The organism is Ruminococcoides sp., from assembly GCF_057037865.1.
Genome location: NZ_DBLZMS010000004.1, coordinates 148647 through 166493, shown reverse-complemented (window position 1 = coordinate 166493; position 17847 = coordinate 148647). Strand labels below are relative to the sequence as shown.

Below are 17847 nucleotides of genomic sequence, written 5' to 3'. Positions count from 1 at the left end.
AAAGCGGGATTTTTTATTTGCTGTTATAATCAAAGCAACAAGATTATATTATTTTTCATCTCTTAAAATCTTACTTGCCGCAAGCATTACACCGAGCTTACCGCTGTGGAAGTTAAGACTTCCCTGCATCCATACTGCATACGGTTCACGCAACGGTGCGTCTGCAGAAAGTTCAATAGATGAACCGAGAGTAAATGCGCCTGCCGCCATAACTACCTGACTTTCGTAACCCGGCATATCCGACGGAATCGGAGATACAAAACTGTCAACAGCCGAACCGCTCTGAACACCCTCGCAAAAGCGGCATACCTTTTCTGCATTACCGAGCATGATAAGCTGAATGATATCTCCTCTTGCATCATTGTACTTAGGACTTGTTTCATAACCGAGAATTTCAAAAAGTGCCGATGCAAATACTGCAGTTTTAAGTGCTTCCCCCGTAACATGAGGAGCATGGTACGCACCCATAAAAAGTTCTCTGTTTGCGTTAAGAGTAGCACCGATTTCTTTGCCTGTACCGGGAGTGGTAAGTCTGTAGGCACACATCTCTACAAGTTCTTTCTTACCTGCAATATATCCGCCTGTAGGAGCAATACCGCCACCCGGATTCTTGATAAGAGAGCCTGCCATCATATCTACGCCCACTGACAAAGGTTCAACCTTGTCAATGAATTCACCGTAACAGTTATCAAGCATAATAATACTTTCGGGCGAATTGGCTTTTGAAATTTCACAAAGCTTTTTGATTTCTCTCCATGTGAGCGTAGGTCTTGTGCTGTAGCCTCTTGAACGCTGTATGTAAACCATTTTAGGCTTTTTTTCTGCAATGTCGCTTGCGATTTTGTCATAGTCAAGTGTGCCGTCAAGATTAAGCTCGGTCATTTCAAAATTGATTGAAAAGTCCTTGAGTGAACCTGGATAGTCACCCTCAATGCCTATAGCAGAACGGATTGTATCATACGGCATTCCTGTTACGGAAAGCATTGTATCTCCAGGTCTTAAAACGCCGAAAAGTGCAACTGTAAGGGCATGAGTACCGCTTACGAAATTATGACGGACAAGTGCGTCTTCTGCATCAAAAACATAGGCATAGACCTTGTCAAGAGCCTCTCTGCCTGCATCGTCGTATCCGTAGCCTGTAGAACCCCAAAGGTGACTTTCACGAACATCTGCAAGCTGAAAAGCCTTTATCATCTTCTGCTGGTTGTATTCCTGAATATCGTCAATCTCCGCAAGCTTGTCCTTGCAAAGCTCCATTGCCTTTTCGGATGCTTTTATAACTCTTTCATCTATATCAAAAAAACTCAAATATATCACCTTTCAAAATAATATTCCTGCCATGATCCGCACTGTTCAAAACCGAGATTATTATAAAACGACTGATTTGCATTCTTGGCTCTGTGAAGATACACGGTCTTGTTCTCGGCAATCAGTCTGTTGGATATGTACTTTACAACAGTTGAACCGTAGCCGTGCTTTCTGTAGTCGGGATGACACGATACCGCACCCAACACGGCACTGTTACTGCTTTCGGCAACGGTCATAGCCATTGCAACAAGTTTTGTGCCGTCATAAACACCGTACATTCTCGTTGCATTATGACGAAGCTTGTGATTCACATCAACATAAAAATCATCAAACGGCGGCGGAACAAAATTTTCATCGGCACAGCTTACGATGAGATTATAAACCTCTTTAATATCGGGAACATCAAAATTTATACTTTCGTCAACATTTTCAAACGGTTCTGATTTTTTCAGAATAACACCCGAAACGGATTTACTGCCGTATAAATTAAGGTTGAAATCTCCGCTGCATATTGCACTTGACGCACCCGCAACACGCATAAATGACGAAACTTCTTCAAGATTTGTTTTATCTGTGAGAAATAAAATGAAGTTTGTTCCGCATCGGGAAATTGCACCTGTACACTCATCTGTTTTATCGTCAATTATCGTCCAGTAGTCAACAAAAGCAAGCGATGAATCGTAACTGTTGTACTGAGAAATTATTCTGCACGCAAACGGATCTTCCGCCGACAGGTTCATAATTACATTTATATAATTTTCATTGGCGGTTACTATCATTCAGACCGTCTTTCCTTTCGCTAAATTTCCGCCCGCAATATAATCGGACAATACTTTTGCAAGTTTTAAAATGCTTTCGCAATCATCAAGATTTGCCGCAGTTGAAGGAGCATGAATATACCTTGACGGAAGTGATACCGCAAGAGTTCTCACTCCGCCTCTGCTCTGATGAATTGCACCCGAATCATTACCGCCTGCAACTGCTCTCTTATACTGAACAGCTATGTTATTCTTTTCGGCAAGTTCAAAAGCGGCACTTATCATTTCTTTATCATAAACTGTCGCCCTATCCATTACGGTAACCGTTGCACCTTTTGACAAATTGCATACCTGATGAGATACATCAACCTCCGCAACATCAGCGGCAGTTGTGCTTTCGATAACAAGAGCAAAATCAGGATTAACCGTAAAAGCCGCAGATCTAGCACCACGCAATCCCACTTCTTCCTGAACAACAAATGTGAAATACATATCATATTCGGGTTCGGATTTTATGAGATTAATAAGCACATAGCAGCCGAAACGGTCATCAAGTGCCTTTGTAACAACAGTTTTGCCGTTAATCTTAAAGTCGCCCTCAAAATTAATGCCGTCACCGTAGTTTACATATTTAAGCGCATCTTCCCTGCTTTCGGCACCGATATCAATGTACATATCATTCATTTTCGGAACAGCAGTTTTTTCATCACCGTTTGTAAGATGAATCGGTTTCACACCGATTACACCGTTAAGACCGTTTCTGCCAATACATACACGCTTACCGGGAAGAACTCTTCTGTCAATTCCTCCGACCTCGTCAAATTTAAGGTAACCGTCAGATGTTATATCCGTTACCATAAGACCTACTTCATCCATATGTGCCGACACCATAAGTTTGCTTTTTGCAGACTTTTTTCCCTTTTTAAACACAATAAGGTTGCCGAGATTATCTGTTTTAATATCATCGGCACAATCTTTAATCTCGTTAATTATAAGATTGCGAACATTCCCCTCATCACCCGAAATACCGTTGCAAAGGCAAAGCTGTTCAAGCAATTTTATGTCAATCATTGAAAGCACCTCCGCATTTAATGTATTCGGCAATAAGCTTTGCCGTATTGTCAACATCAGCTACAGAAATAACTTCATTCTGTGTATGCATATATCGCTGTGGGATTGATACAACAGCAGTTTTTACACCTTTTCCGCTGATTGAAATATGGTCGGCATTTGTACCTGTTCTGCCTGCTATCGGTTCAAGCTGATACGGTATATTTTTATTCTTTGCAACGCTTTCAAGCGATTTGCTCATTTCTTTGTTGAGAATTGAAGAAATGCAAATCATTGGTCCTTTGTCGAGTTCAACCGAAGAATAGAATCCCGAAACATCCGGCTGAGATGCAAAACTTACATCAACAACAATCGACTCGTCTGCTTCAACTGTAAAAGCACCTGTTTTAGCGCCTGTACCAAATGTTTCTTCCTGAGAGCTTAAAAGGATAATTACTTTATAATCTGTTTCATTGTCTTTCAATAACTCTGCACACTTAACAAGTGACGCAACACCGCATCTGTTATCAAGGCAAGGAGCAACAATTCTGCCGTTCAAAAGATTTGCCGGCTTTGAGGCAAATGTCAGCATATCACCGAATGAAATGAGTTTATTAACTTCATCATACGGCAGACCGAAATCAACCCAGATTTTGTCGGTTGGCATAGCCTTGTCCTCTTTTCCGTCGGAAAGATGAGGAGGCATACAGCATACAACACCTGTTACATCAGGATTGTTCTGCAGACAAAGCAGAGTATCAGCAAGAGTTCTTGCGTCAATTCCTCCGCACGGAGAAGCTTTTACAAATCCGTTTTCATTTATTTCGGTAACCATAAATCCTATGCGGTCAATGTGAGCGTCCAGTAATATGGTTTTATCTGAATTTTTGTTACCGCAAACAGCCATAAGACTGCCGTTTGATATCTTTATGTCATCCGTGTAGTCTGATAAAAACTTTTCGGCAACAGACAAAGCGGGCTCTTCCCTGCCCGACACACCCATTGCACAACAGAGTTCAAAAATAAGTTCTTTTGTGTTCATTGTATATCTTACTTCAAAGCGTTGACAATTGACTTGAAGTGATTACCTCTTTCTTCAAAATTCTTGTAAAGTCCGAAGCTTGCACTTGCGGGTGAAAGCGAAACAATATCTCCCTTTGTTGAACGCTCACGGGCAACAGCTACAGCCTCTTCCATATTTGTTACATTGATAATTTCAATTTCATCTGCATCATAGTTTGAAGCCTCTTTAACGGCTTTTTCAATTTTCGGGGCAGTATCGCCGAGAAGAATAAGGAGTTTTACTTTATCATTGATTACGGGACCAAGCGGCTCATAAGGAATATGCTTATCATATCCGCCTGCAATAATGCAGATTTTCTGCTTGTAAAGTGAAAGTGTGCCGAGTGCGGTTCTTGTAGGACTTGATGCAATTGAATCGTTGTAATACTTAACACCGTCAACCTCTCTTACAAACTCTGCACGGTGAGCAACACCGCCAAAAGTCTTTGCAACAGCTGTCATTGTTTCTGCATCAACAAGTCCCCACACGGCTGAAATAGCGGCAAGATAATTTTCTACATTATGCATACCGGGAATTTTGATGTCATGAATGTTCATAATACGGGTAATTTTTCCGTAGTCATTATAGCAGATTGTATCACCGTCAAGGAAAGCGCCGTTTGAAACATTTTCTTTTACTGAGAACTTTGCGAGCTGACCTCTTACGCTGTCGGAAAAGCCGTTTGTAATCTCATTATCAAGGTTGAGAACAGCCTTTGAAAAAGCATTCTGATGAAGAATGATATTTTTCTTTGAATCAATGTACTCCTGCATATCCTTGTGTATATCAAGATGGTTAGGAGCAAGGTTTGTTACCACGGCAATATCCGGACTCTTTCTCATAGAGATAAGCTGAAAACTTGAAAGCTCAACTACTGCACAGTCATCGTCATTCACGCTTTCAATCTCAGGAAGAAGCGGCTTGCCGATATTACCTCCAAGGTGTACATTAAAACCTGCCGCCTTTAAAAATTCAGAAATAATCGTTGTTGTGGTTGTTTTGCCGTCAGAACCTGTCACAGCAATAATCCTGCACGGGCAAAGGTCGAAGAAAACTTCCATTTCGGATGTAAGAACAACGCCCTTGTTACGAAGTGTAACAAGCTCATCCTTGTAAAAAGGTGTACCGGGACTTCTGAAAACGATATCGGCATCAATCTCGGAAAGATAATTTTCACCGAGTAAAAGTTCTGCACCGTACTCTTTAGCCTTAATACCGTTCTGTCCCAAATCTTCAAAATTCTTCTTATCGCAAGCAGTAACTTTTGCACCCTTTTCAACAAAAAGTTTTATAAGCGGAAGATTGCTTGTACCGATTCCGATAAAAGTAACTTTTTTCCCTTTTATACTGTCAAAAAATTTATCAGCCATAGCATTCATTGTAAAATCCCCTCTGCAATTAGTATTTTATGCCATTTCAGTGACTTTATGCCATACCATACAATTATACATTTTAACGGAAATAATTTCAACCGTAATACACTGATATTGCAATAATATTTTCAAAATGTTAAAATACGGTAGGTGATGTTATGCTGTACGATTTTATAATTATCAATAAAAAAGATAAAACTCCGCTTTACAGGCAGATTTATATGTCGGTCAGAAAATCAATTGAAACGGGAAGTTTGAAAAAAGGAACAAAGCTTCCGTCAATAAGGCGATTAAGTACAGACCTTGATGTTTCAAAAACTACTGTCAACGGAGCGTATGAACAGTTGTGTGCAGAGGGATATATATCAAACAGGCCACGAAGCGGATATTATGTTGAGGCACAGTTCAGCGGTACACCGTCAAAAAGCGATAAAATGTCTTCAAATATCAACAAAACAAAAAGATACTATGAATATGATTTCAGCAGTAAAAGCATTGATGACGGTATAATCAACATAAACGAATGGAAAAAATATGTTAAAGAAGTTTTAAATCAAAACTATCTGCTCACTTCCTACGGTGAAGAACAGGGTGAAGAAATTCTGAGAAATGCTCTGCAAAAATACAGCCTCGGCACACGGAGTGTAAACACCTCATACGAAAATATTATCGTCGGAGCAGGCACTCAGACGCTTTTGCACATACTCTGTTCACTTCTCGGCAATAATAAGAAAATCGCACTTGCGGATTACAGCTACATTCAGAGTGAATATGTGTTCAACAGTCACGGTTATGACATCAAATATTTCAGATGTGATAAATACGGAGCCTGTATTGATTCACTTGAAGAAATCAAGCCCGATATAATTCTTATAAATCCTAATTTTACCGTAAACAGCAACATTACAATGCCTGTTACACGCAGACTTGAGATAATCAAATGGGCAAAAGAAAATAATGTTTTGATTATTGAAGACGATTACAACGGTGAGCTTCGATACAGTACGCACCCTATGCCGTGCGTACAGAATTATGATACCGAAAACACGGTTTATCTCGGCTCTTTTTCAAAGATACTTCTTCCCTCTGTCAGAATCAGTTATATGGTTCTTCCGCAAAAACTCACAGATGAATACAACAAAATTAAAAAATACACAAATCAGACAGCGTCAAAAACAGAACAAATTGCCCTTGCAAAGTATATTAATAACGGTAAGCTTGATGTTCATCTGAGAAAAGCAAGAAGAATTTATCTTGAAAAAAGCAACCTTATGCTTTCAAACATAAAGAAATATTTCGGAACCTCCGTTAAAATTGTGTTTAACGAAACTTCGCTTTATGTTTCGCTGATTTTTAAGGATAAAACGATTGACGATTCTGTTATAAAGAAAATTGACGACGCATTAATTAAAACTATGCAGTTCAACAAAGCCGAAAATATGATTGTGTTAAGCTTTTCGGGAATAAAAGATGTAAAAATTGAAAGCGGAATAAAATTACTTTATGAAACAATTTCAAAATAGCATAACAAAACGGGACTGAAATCAGCCCCGTTTTTCTGTATAATCAGTTTTCACAACCGCATTTAAAAGAAGATGTATGAGAAGAGTCACGGTCGCCACGGTGTATTGCGTTCGGCGGGAAGAATGAGTCTGTAGGAAAATCAATTTTACTGAAAACTTCGCACGGATCATCGGGCGCTGACGGACATTCCTTGCGGGGAACACAAAAATCATAGGACGGAATCATAATCTGTACATCTCTTTCAAGCCTTGTAATCGTAAAAATACCGATTGTAACAAGCACTCGCTGTGTTTCAGGCTGTGCAGGTTCTCCGTCAAGGTAATCAATAACACAATTCGGAAATGTTCTGCAAACAGTTATCGGATTCGCATTATTGTAATCCTGTAGATTTGCAGACAATGCCATTGGATTTGAAATTTGAACCGTTGCTCTCGGCAAACAATAGGGATATTTGCACGGACAATCCGAATCTGATGTATCGCAAACAACATCCTTGTCACTGGAGAAAGACTTTACGCAGCCTTCACCGCCGTAAAGCACAACTCTTTTGCCGTACATTGCAAGACCTGTGACAGTTTCGGGAATCGCACCTGCGGCTGTATAGGCTTCAACGGTGACGGCAAAATAGTACATCATATCAACCGAATAAAAGCCACGATGGAATGCAACAGGCTCAACCTCTACCGTAGATGTAATTATGCGCACATTACTTATCTTTACGGAACAAGCCCCATCAATAATTTTCTGGTTTGCTTCGGTAAACATAACAGGAAGATTTGAAAGGCAATCTTTTGCTCCGCAACTGTCATAGATTCGTGAAACATTGATACAAACAGGTTCACAACCGTTAGTTTGCTCGCCGCCTTCGGTGCATGCATTTTCTGAGGAACAGAAAGGTACATCTGACATAAAAATAACCTCCGTAAAAGTATTGACAGTTCAATTAATGCACTGTAACAATACATTTTATGGAGGTTTTGATTTTTGGTGATTAACAGCCGAAAATTAACCGTAAAACGGGGCAAGTGTTTTCTGAATGTTATTAAACAGATTAATTGGACTGCTGTTTGAATAGTTTGAAAATGCTATATAAATTTGATTTTCGTCTTTTGTAAAAGCGAGAGCGGCATTATACTTGTCGATTTTTCCTGTGTGAGAAACCGCATTACTTTCTTCTGATACAACAAAACCGTAACCGTAGTTACCCTTGTACGGCGTTGTCATTTCTTTAAAAGATTTTTCCGAAATGAGCTTGTTTGTACAAAGAGCGTCAACCCATTTGAGTAAATCGGGAACATTGGAAATTAAACCAGTTGCAGAATATCCTACTCCGGGATACAATGTCCACGCATTATCGTAAATATCCTGATATCCTACAGCGAGCTTATCTGTGCTCCCAAAGCCTGTGTTCATCATTCCCGACGGTTTAAGAATATTCTCTTTAATATATTTTTCGTACGAGGTTTCGCTGACCTGTTCAATGATATCACCGAGAAGAAAATATGCACTGTTTGAGTACATATACTTCTCATCGGGTTCAAAATTAAGTTCCTGATCAAGTATCCAGTCCATTACGGCTTTTTTATTTTTCTTTGCGGAATTTTCGGCTGAAACCTTAAATTCAATCTGTGATTCGTTGTATGCATAGGTGTTGGTATCGCCGTCTTTGTTGATGTAATCCTTTATGCCCGCTGTCATTGTAAGCAGGTTTTTAACGGTGATTTTTTTGCCGTATTTATATGACGGAAAATATTTGTCGATTGTATCATCAAGTGAAAGCTTTCCCTTCTCAACAAGCTGCATAACCGCAACAGCAGTAAACTGCTTTGTGAGCGAAGCAATTCTAAAGCATGTGTCCGTAGAATTCTTTGTGTGCCTGTCCTTGTCGGAAAATCCGTTAGTGCCGATATACTCAAGAGCATTTCCGATTTTAACATAAACCGTTCCCCTGAATTTGTTATCGGTTATTATTGCGTCAAGATTTTCGGAAATATCGGAAGATTTTCTTTTGAGTTCGGAATAGTTCCATGTGGGTTCTTGTGTCTGCTCATCGGATGTTGCCGCCTTTGTTACAGGCTGTGAAGCAGCCACGGCAGTTGTTTTCTCGGTAGCAGATACAGAAGGCTGCGTGTCCTTTCCACAGCCTGTAAGGCACACAGAAAAAGCTGTCAACGCAGAAATTGCAAGACACAGAACCTTTTTTGATGATATAAGCACTTTAATCACCTCAGATTTTTTTCATATTACTGCAATAGTTCGCCATAAGAGTTTTTGTGCCGGCTTTATCAAAGGCGATTTCAAGCATAGTATCATTGCCCATTTTCTCGGCTTTCATTACCATGCCCTTGCCAAACACCTTGTGCTGAACACAATCTCCGACATTGAATACAGCACCGCTCTTAACAGGAGGTTTTGTAAATCCAAATGTTTTATTCGGTGAATACGAGCTACCCGACGATTTGCCGACAGAAACTTTTTCACCTGTTCCCGATGCAAAACCGGAAGACGCCTGTGTGAACATCTGCTTTCTTCCGCCGCTGTATTCAAGAAGATTATCTGGAATCTCGTTTAAGAATCTTGAGCCCTTGTTATAGCTTGTTGATCCGAACAGCATTCTCGAATTTGTTTTCGTGAAATAGAGAATTTCCTTTGCTCTTGTAATTCCGACATAGGCAAGTCGCCTTTCTTCGTTGAGTTCATCGGGATTCATCATTGTTGCAACGGACGGAAACATTCCTTCTTCCATGCCTGCGATGAACACAACAGGAAATTCAAGTCCCTTTGCCGAATGTAATGTCATCATCACGCAGGTATCTGCATCTGCATCGTAGTTATCAATATCGGTCTGGAGAGAAATTTCTTCAAGAAATGCAGAGAGGTCTGCCTCATCGCCGTAGTCCTCTTCAAACTTGACGATATTTGAAGAAAGTTCTTCAATGTTTTCAATACGAACTTCAGGGTTGTCCTTTTCGGTTTTAAGATACTGTTCGTATGATGTGTGTTCAATCACAAGGTTATATAATTCTGCAAGAGAATATTCGCCACTCTGCTCGGCTTCAATAAGTCCGTCAATAAGTGCAACAAAAGCTTTGAGCTTTGCAGAGGCACGAGAAAGCTGCGGATAGTTTTCCGCCTCCTTGATTACATCGTAAATGCTTTCGCCGAGTCCTGCGGCAATGTCTGCGGCATGGGAAACGGTTGTCGCACCTATTCCCCTCTTAGGAACATTGATAATTCTTGAAAGTCTGACATCATCATGAGGATTATTTATAACCTGAAGATATGCAACCATATCACGAATTTCTTCACGATCATAGAATCTGTGACCGCCGATTACACGGTGCGGCACACCGCTTCGTGACAAAGCCTGCTCAATTGCGTTTGACTGGGCATTCATTCTGTAAAGAATTGCATAGTCGGAATATTTTCTTCCGTCGGCAACACCGTCAAGAATAGTCTGAGCAATGAAATTAGCCTCGTCACGCTCATTCTCGGCTGTATGTACCTTGATTTTTTCGCCCTGACCGTTTTCGGTCCACAAAGTTTTACCCTTACGCATTGTGTTATTTGAGATGACCTCGTTAGCGGCATTGAGGATATTCTGTGTACTTCTGTAATTCTGTTCAAGGCGAATCATCTTTGCGTTCTTAAATGTATTTTCAAAAGAAAGAATATTTTCGATTGTAGCACCACGGAATTTGTAGATACTCTGGTCATCATCACCGACAACGCAGATATTGCCGTATTTGCTTGCAAGCAGGCTTACAAACTTATACTGCACCTGGTTAGTATCCTGATACTCATCGACCATGATGTACTTGAACTGATTTCTGTAATAATCAAGTATATCGGGTGCTGTTTCAAAAAGCTTTACGGTATTGCAAAGCATATCGTCAAAATCCATTGCGTCGGCTGTTTTAAGCTTTGTCTGATAGATTTCATAAACCTTTGCAATCTGTGCTTTTCTGCTGTCAAATTCAGCCTCTTTACGCATTTCTTCGGGAGTAAGCATTTTATCCTTAGCCTTTGAAATTTCGGAGAGGATTGATTTTACAGGCAAAGTTTTTTCGGCAATATTGAGTTGCTTTAAAATATCCTTGACGAGTTTTTTCTGATCGTCAGTCCCGTAAACCGTGAAATGACTTGTATAACCGATTCTGTCGCCGTATCTGCGAAGGATTCTTGCACAGGTTGAATGAAAGGTAGCCGCCCAGATGTCGGCACCGCCCTCGGGAACTGCCGCACAGATTCGTTCTTTAAGCTCTCCTGCGGCTTTATTGGTAAAAGTAATGGCAAGTATCTGCCATGGTTTACAAAGCTCACACTGCAAAATGTAGGCTATTCTGTTAACAAGAACAGTTGTTTTGCCCGAACCGGCACCTGCAAGTATGAGCAAAGGTCCTTCTGTGCAGAAAACAGCCTGTTTCTGCATATCATTCATATGTGAAAAGTTTTTTTGAATCTCAGTCTGTACCATTTTTAACCTGCCTTAAAATATTGCAAAAGAAAGGGGCGAACGATGTTCGCCCTCAGTAAATTTTAAATAAATTATTTAATGCTGTCATTAAACATTTTAAGCATATCAGATGCCTTTTCGCCGATAATCATTGTAACAAAGTTACCGTCTTTTGTAACCTTACAATTTTTCACCATATCAAGCTTTTCAGCCGAATAGGAAGCGTTCTGCTGGAAGATTGAATTATAGCGGTTTGTAAGAGCAGTTTCAACTCTTGAAGCAGCATCTGAATCAGTTGCCTCAACAAGAACTACCTCTGTGTTTTTGCTGTCTGTATCAGACTTACCGACCTCAGCGGCAAACTGCTTGATATCGTCGGCATTGATATTGTAATATTTGTACATATCATCCTTTGTTTCATACTTTGTTGCATCTACGCTGTACTCGGAATTCATCTTATCCATAAGATCAGCAAGATTAACTTCCTTTGCACCGCAACCTGCAAATATCGAAAGGCAAAGAACAAGAGCAATTGCAAGCGAAATTACTTTTTTTATAAAATTACCTCCAAATTTTAAAAAAAGAAAATGCGCCGAACTTAAAAAAGTACGGCGCCAAACTGGTCGAGGTGACAAGATTCGAACTTGCGACCCCATCGTCCCGAACGATGTGCGCTACCAAACTGCGCTACACCTCGAAATAAAAGAGCCCCGAATAACTTCGGGGCTGTGGCTGTGGAATAGGGATTCGAACCCCAACAAACAGAGTCAGAGTCTGTCGTGCTACCGTTACACTATTCCACAAGATGTAATTGCTACCGAACTTGCAACGATATGAATTATAAGACATATCGTTCAAAAAGTCAATACTTTTTTAAAAATTTTTTCAAAAAAGTTTTCAGACCTTCAAAACAGCCGACAGCAACAGGATTTTTGACGAAAAGATTTTAAAATTATTTTCGTCTGATCCTTATATCTCTGCCCAAAAAATCAAGCTGACGGGCATTTCCGCAGATTCTTGAAACAAATCTGTCAGTATAATTCTCCTGCAAATCTCTTATTGTCAGATTTGTATTTATAATTACGGGCTTGTTTGACAACATTCTTGAGTTAAAAATGTTGTAAAGCTGTGATACGGAAAATTGAGAATGAAATTCCGTTCCGAGGTCATCTATAATAAGTAAGTCGCATTCAACAAGCATATCGAATGTTGAATCATCTTCCTTGTTTGAAAAATATATTTTTTCAAGCTTTGAAACAAGTTGCGGAGCAGACGCATAAATTACACCGTAACCCCTCTTTATTGCCTCGTTTGCAATTGCAAGCGACAGATGAGTTTTGCCGAGTCCGGTTGCGCCTTTCATAAGTATACTTTCCGAATGTGAGTTAAAGTTATCTGCATAATTCTGACAATATCTTAAAACTCTGCTCATATGATCGTAAGGAGATACCTTAAGCTTTGGATCAACAGTCTTGTCATAATATTCAAGATTAAAGCTCTCAAATGTAGAAAGTGACAGCGGAGCGTTTCTGTTAAGCTCGGCACATGCACAGGCTATGAGTGCAGACTTCATGCATGAACATCTGACAGTTTTGCCGTTTATGTCACAATAGCCCTTGTCATTACATTTCTTACAAAAATAATCGGGTTCAAAATAATTTTCGGGATAACCGTTATCTGTAAGGATTTTCCTGACCTCTGCCTGCATTGCAAGATTCTGATCACGAAGCTTTGAAACGGCGTCCTTCACATCTCCGCCTGCAAGAACTGCTCGGGCTGTATTGATTCCGCCCACAGAAATCTGTTTTTCAAGTTCTTTCACACGGGGGAATTTTTTATAAATCTCTTCTTTTCTTCTTTCCGCTGCCTTTTCGGCGTTAAGTCTGCGTTCATGTAATGTGTCCGAAGCAGCCTTATAAACACTATTGCTGTATCCCATACCAACCTCTTAATTAAAAATTATCAAGTGAATTAAATTTGTCGAGTTCATTAATATCATAAGATGACGACTGTTTCTGCGACGGCTTTGACGCTGATTTTTCATACTTATGAAGTTCGTCAAGCGTGTGCAGATTGCTTGCATTCCAACGCTTTAAGATTCCGTCAATGTAGCGAAGATTCATTGTTCCCTTTGTATCAACGCATCTTTCATACGCCTCTCTGAGCATTTCGGGCGAAAACTTCCACTCGCTTACCCACTTGTCACCATATTCAAGCTGTTTCTTTGTAGGAGAACCGACATTTTTAAGTCCGAATGCTTTTGAAACAATTGAAAAGTTTGCCGTTGTTTTTTGAATCTGCTTAATCTTGTTATCAGCCGCCTCAAGCGAATAAACACCGTCATTTGCCCATTGAATACCGATATTTTCAATCGTTCTGATATTGCCCTTATCAATGCTTGCACAATAATGTATAAGCATAAAGATAACATCAAGCGGAAGTCCGCAGGTGTCCTTGAGCATAAGCAGAGTTGCAATATCGGAATTTGAAAGAACTTTTCCGAGTGTTGTCTGCGTTTCTTCAACAAGCATTTTTAATTCTTCATCAACTGCAAGTCTTTGTGCCGTAAATACAAAATCAGGCTTTTGCGGTCTTGTAGCCGTAAAATGTTTTTGCGGTTCTTCTGCGTTTTCCTTTGGTGACTGTTCTGTTTCCTGTTTTACAGGCTCTTGAACCGCTTGAACAGGCTGTGGCACTGTCTGTTGTGGCTGTAAAACAGTCTGAACAGGTTGCGGTGTCTGTTCCGTTTGAGCAGGAGTTTGCGGTGCAGGAACAAATTCCTCGTTATTTTTTACGGGAGTAAAGGTATTTTCAATTCGATTAAACACACCCATACTTACCCAATAGTCAAGCGCCTCGGGGATATCGGTTACATTGACACCTGTTGCCTTTGAAATTTCTGTGTCGTCAACGGAACGACCGGCATTACGAAGGACAAACAAAAGGACTTTAAGCTTTACGCCGTCAGAAAATTTTAATCCTTCATCGACTACTTTGGAGGGAACTGCAAAAATTGAGTTCCATGCTCCCAAATCTATATTAATTGACATTATATCCTACTTTCTGTGATTTGCTTTTTGTAAATGTCTGTTACAATATTTATAATAGTTTCATTCTCTTAAAGTAATGAAACATCTGCACTTGGATTTTAATCAGAACAACGCTCTGCTTTCATAACAGGGAGCAAGGTTTGTAACAAAGTGCAATCTATATTTAAATTATAACATAGATTTTCAATTTTAAAAACAAAAAAATAAAATTATCTGGATTTTTTTCTGTTTCTGTGATAATATGATTTCAAATTATGAAAAGAGGTATTACAATGAAATATTCATATTTTCCTACGGGAGTTTGCTCCAGACAGATTAATCTTGAACTTGATGACAACGGTAAAATCACAAGCTGTGAGTTTGTGGGCGGCTGTTCAGGCAACACTCAGGGCATTTGTATGCTTGTTAAAGGCATGGACGCAAAAGACGCTGTTGACAGATTAAAAGGCATTGACTGCCGTGGCAGAGGCACATCCTGCCCCGATCAGCTTTCAAAGGCTCTTGTTGAAGCATTAAAACTTATCTAAATCGTTTTTGCGTATAAGTTTAATTATTATTCCGATAAGGAATTTTACTGCATAAGAAAGCGCAATTACAAACAAGGCAATCACACTCATTATTGTTATGATAATGAACAAACACAACATAAAAACATCCTTACAGATTTTTAATTTCATTATATCTGCAAGGATGTTATTTTTTTGGTTTATTATGTAGTACAGAGCAAAAATTATTTAGAAAGGAAGTAATCCATCATTGTGAAACCTTTTTCAATATAGTTGCCTGTCTTTTTAGCCTCTTCTTCACAGAATTTGCTTACGCCGCTGTCAACTTCGTTTTTGCTGTCATAGATAAGATAAGGAACAGGATTTGAAGTGTGTGTGCGGATAGAAAGAGGTGTGGGATGATCGGGACATACGAGAACGGCAAAATCATCAAAAGTTCTGAGAAAATCGGTTACAGGCTTGAGAATATGCTCATCAATGAGTTCAATAGCCTTTACTTTATTTTCAATCTCTCCTCTGTGACCGCATTCATCGGGAGCTTCAACATGGATATATACAAAGTCCGCACCGTTTTTGAATTCATCAATTGCGGCTTTGCACTTTCCGTCAAAGTTTGTGTCAATATAGCCTGTTGCACCCTCAACATCAACACTCTTCATGCCGGCACAAATTGCGATACCTTTGAGAAGGTCAACAGCAGAAATCATACTGCCCTTTTTGCCGAACTTGCCGAAGAAGCTGTCAAGAGCGGGTTTTGTACCCTCCCCCCAAAGCCAAATTGAGTTAGCGGGACGAAGTCCTTTTTCAACTCTTGCCTTGTTTACAGGATGATCTTTGAGCAAATCATAGCTTTTCTTCATCAAATCATAGAGAGGGGCAGTATCGTCACCCTTTGGAATGTATTCTTTAATCACACGACCTGAGATATCGTGAGGAGGTGTAAGTTCGCCCGGATGAGGATTGCCGTTTTTCCATACAAGACAATGACGGTATGCAACACCCGAATAAAACTTGAAAATATCGTTGCCGAGCTTTTCCTCAACATAATTGATAAGTTCTCTTGCTTCTTCTGTTGAAATATCGCCTGCACAATAGTCAACCATAGACTTGTCCTCGTAGTTTTCTTCATCGGACAAAGTTACAAGGTTACATCTTAATGTTACATCGGTGTCTTTAAGGTCAATACCGATACTTGCCGCCTCAAGCGGAGAGCGACCGCTGTAATAAACAGCAGGCTCATAACCAAGAACCGAAAGGTTTGCAACATCGCTGCCGGGTTTGAGTCCTTCGGCAACGGTTTTAACCATTCCGACCTCGCCTTTTGAGGCAAGGTAATCCATACAAGGCTTAACAGCCTTTGCCATAGGAGTTGAATTATCAAGCTGTGCGTTTGGCTCATCAGCCATACCGTCACAGAGCATTACTAAATACTTCATACTAATTCATAGCCTTTCCGTATAATATGAAATTTATTTCTGAAGTGTGCCAAGACTTGCACACTTTAAATATGCGTTGATAAAGCCGTCAAGATCGCCGTCCATAACAGCCTGAATGTTACCTGTTTCAAAGCCTGTTCTGTGGTCTTTTACCATTGTATACGGCATAAATACATAGCTTCGGATCTGTGAACCCCAGGTGATTTCCTTTTGAACGCCCTTGATGTCCTCAATCTTTTCAAGATGCTCACGCTCTTTGATTTCAACGAGCTTTGAAATAAGCATATTCATAGCAACATCACGGTTCTGATACTGACTGCGCTCAACCTGACTGGCAACAACGATACCTGTAGGAATATGAGTAAGACGAACAGCAGATGAAGTCTTGTTGACCTTCTGACCGCCTGCACCGCTGGCACGGTAAACATCCATTTTAATATCTTCGGGCGGAATGTGAACCTCTGTATCTTTTGCAATTTCCGGCATAACCTCAAGAGATGAGAAGCTTGTGTGTCTTCTGCCTGCCGAGTCAAACGGAGATACACGAACAAGACGGTGAACGCCTGCCTCGCTCTTTAAGTAGCCGTAAGCATTTTCACCTTCAACAAGAAGCACGGCACTTTTAAGTCCTGCCTCATCGCCGTCAAGGTAGTCAACTTCTTTAACCTTAAAGCCGTGAGCCTCTGCCCAACGGGTGTACATTCTGTAAAGCATTTCAGCCCAGTCCTGAGCCTCTGTTCCGCCAGAACCTGCGTGAAATGTAAGAATTGCGTTATTTTTATCATATTCGCCTGTGAGCAAAGTCTGCAAACGCTGTTTTTCAAGATTTTCCTTGACAGCCTCAACTTCGTTTTCTGCCTCTTCAAGAAGAGATTCGTCCTCTTCCTCATTTGCAAGTTCAATCAAAGCGTGAGTATCCTCGTATTTGGCAACAAGACCTTCGTAAGCCTCAACCTTGCCCTTTAAAGAGCCCGTACGCTGTAAAACCTTTTGTGATTTTTCCACATCGTCCCAAAATCCCGGCTCGGTTGCCTTGAGTTCAAGCTGTTGAATCTCCGAGAGCATGCCCTTCATACCGAGTGCATCGGACAAATCGTCTATTTCAGGCTTGAGAGCCTGAAGCTTTAAAAGTAATTCCTCAAACTGTACCATAAACATGTACCTTTCTGAATATAGTTTATCCTTTTACAATTTAATATTATAGCAAAAACATCCACAAAAGTAAAGAAAAACAGCTATTTTATTCATAAGTAAACTTATACACAAAAACAAGTTGCATTTGTCAATACTATTTGTTATAATTAAAGTGTATAGGTACACCGT

At 40.1% G+C, this 17847-nt stretch carries 15 protein-coding genes and 2 tRNA genes; 2 read left to right on the top strand and 15 right to left on the bottom strand.

All coding sequences use genetic code 11. The annotated features are described in order from the left end of the window. Positions 1–48 precede the first annotated feature (48 nt). The 5 genes from AC2HW8_RS05320 to murD are packed head-to-tail and all read right to left on the bottom strand — an operon-like array spanning position 49 to position 5558. Complete coding sequence (locus AC2HW8_RS05320) at positions 49–1308, bottom strand: methionine gamma-lyase family protein (protein WP_484327240.1); 1260 nt, start codon at positions 1306–1308, stop codon at positions 49–51. A gap of 5 nt (positions 1309–1313) precedes the next feature. Next, positions 1314–2087 (bottom strand): GNAT family N-acetyltransferase, encoded by a 774-nt coding sequence (locus tag AC2HW8_RS05315; protein ID WP_303666945.1) that lies wholly within the window; start codon positions 2085–2087, stop codon positions 1314–1316. Beyond that, positions 2088–3137 (bottom strand): M42 family metallopeptidase, encoded by a 1050-nt coding sequence (locus AC2HW8_RS05310; RefSeq protein WP_484327239.1) that lies wholly within the window; start codon positions 3135–3137, stop codon positions 2088–2090. Beyond that, the gene (locus AC2HW8_RS05305; RefSeq protein WP_117886000.1) at positions 3130–4158 is read right to left on the bottom strand and encodes a M20/M25/M40 family metallo-hydrolase; all 1029 of its coding nucleotides are present in this window, start codon (positions 4156–4158) and stop codon (positions 3130–3132) included. The genes AC2HW8_RS05310 and AC2HW8_RS05305 overlap by 8 nt, the downstream gene beginning before the upstream one ends. 8 nt (positions 4159–4166) lie before the next feature. Continuing rightward, complete coding sequence (gene murD, locus AC2HW8_RS05300; protein WP_303665556.1) at positions 4167–5558, bottom strand: UDP-N-acetylmuramoyl-L-alanine--D-glutamate ligase; 1392 nt, start codon at positions 5556–5558, stop codon at positions 4167–4169. Between the two features lie 152 nt (positions 5559–5710). Between murD and pdxR the strand changes: the two genes are divergently transcribed. Beyond that, a complete protein-coding gene (pdxR, locus tag AC2HW8_RS05295) occupies positions 5711–7075 on the top strand; it encodes a MocR-like pyridoxine biosynthesis transcription factor PdxR (protein ID WP_021882843.1) in 1365 nt (454 codons plus the stop codon). Between the two features lie 43 nt (positions 7076–7118). On the opposite strand, the gene AC2HW8_RS05290 is transcribed toward pdxR, so the two are convergent. The 8 genes from AC2HW8_RS05290 to AC2HW8_RS05255 form a co-directional block, all read right to left on the bottom strand. After that, a complete protein-coding gene (locus AC2HW8_RS05290) occupies positions 7119–7985 on the bottom strand; it encodes a hypothetical protein (RefSeq protein WP_021882844.1) in 867 nt (288 codons plus the stop codon). 96 nt (positions 7986–8081) lie between these two features. Beyond that, positions 8082–9293 carry a serine hydrolase domain-containing protein gene (locus tag AC2HW8_RS05285; protein WP_484327238.1) on the bottom strand — a complete coding sequence of 404 codons (1212 nt, stop codon included), beginning with the start codon at positions 9291–9293 and terminating at the stop codon, positions 8082–8084. 10 nt (positions 9294–9303) lie between these two features. After that, positions 9304–11553, bottom strand: a complete 2250-nt coding sequence (locus tag AC2HW8_RS05280; protein WP_484327237.1) for an ATP-dependent helicase — start codon at positions 11551–11553, stop codon at positions 9304–9306. A 71-nt stretch (positions 11554–11624) separates the two neighbouring features. Beyond that, a complete protein-coding gene (locus AC2HW8_RS05275; protein ID WP_296640392.1) occupies positions 11625–11996 on the bottom strand; it encodes a DUF4358 domain-containing protein in 372 nt (123 codons plus the stop codon). A gap of 156 nt (positions 11997–12152) precedes the next feature. Continuing rightward, positions 12153–12229 (bottom strand) — tRNA-Pro (locus tag AC2HW8_RS05270). 32 nt (positions 12230–12261) lie between these two features. After that, a tRNA-Gln gene (locus AC2HW8_RS05265) sits at positions 12262–12335 on the bottom strand. A 149-nt stretch (positions 12336–12484) separates the two neighbouring features. Further along, entirely contained in the window at positions 12485–13471 is a 987-nt protein-coding gene (locus AC2HW8_RS05260; protein ID WP_296640396.1) for an ATP-binding protein, read from the bottom strand. Positions 13472–13484: 13 nt separating this feature from the next. Beyond that, positions 13485–14582, bottom strand: a complete 1098-nt coding sequence (locus tag AC2HW8_RS05255; protein WP_303994622.1) for a DnaD domain protein — start codon at positions 14580–14582, stop codon at positions 13485–13487. 272 nt (positions 14583–14854) lie between these two features. Here AC2HW8_RS05255 and AC2HW8_RS05250 point away from each other — a divergent pair, with 272 nt between their 5' ends. Continuing rightward, the gene (locus AC2HW8_RS05250; protein WP_015523993.1) at positions 14855–15109 is read left to right on the top strand and encodes a TIGR03905 family TSCPD domain-containing protein; all 255 of its coding nucleotides are present in this window, start codon (positions 14855–14857) and stop codon (positions 15107–15109) included. A gap of 203 nt (positions 15110–15312) precedes the next feature. Here AC2HW8_RS05250 and AC2HW8_RS05245 read toward each other — a convergent pair whose 3' ends face one another. After that, positions 15313–16524, bottom strand: coding sequence for a cofactor-independent phosphoglycerate mutase (locus AC2HW8_RS05245; protein ID WP_304002108.1), 1212 nt, complete (start codon positions 16522–16524; stop codon positions 15313–15315). Positions 16525–16557: 33 nt separating this feature from the next. Then, entirely contained in the window at positions 16558–17676 is a 1119-nt protein-coding gene (gene prfB, locus AC2HW8_RS05240; RefSeq protein WP_117838103.1) for a peptide chain release factor 2, read from the bottom strand. Positions 17677–17847: the final 171 nt, after the last annotated feature.